A 316-nucleotide genomic window follows, 5' to 3' on the forward strand; every position below is an offset into this window, starting at 1 on the left:
TCCCATTACGGGAAAGTTTTGGTATAAACACAAACTGTTGAGACGTTCCTTCTCGGTTTTGAAAAGCGCCTTGCCCAACCTTTTTGCCTACCTGGACAACCCCAGAATCCCAAAATCCACCAATGGGCTGGAGTCATTTTTCGGACATTTAAAAACCAATTTGAATATCCACCGAGGTCTTTCAACCGGAAACAGAAAAAGCTTTCTGAGGTGGTATCTGTACTTCAAAAACTCCGGAAGAAAAAGGTTTTCTTAGCCATAGAACAAGAAGAATGAAGCATGAAAAAAGGGCTCCGAAAAACGAAGCCCCTTCATT

Annotated in this window: 1 pseudogene; it reads left to right on the forward strand. The window is 42.1% G+C overall.

Annotation, left to right across the window (positions count from 1 at the left end):
- Nucleotides 1-256: pseudogene (locus tag AAA942_RS20275) on the forward strand (IS256 family transposase, variant Zn-binding type); the annotation flags it as partial.
- Nucleotides 257-316 lie beyond the last annotated feature (60 nt).

Source organism: Algoriphagus sp. oki45, from assembly GCF_036245605.1.
Lineage (GTDB): Bacteria > Bacteroidota > Bacteroidia > Cytophagales > Cyclobacteriaceae > Algoriphagus.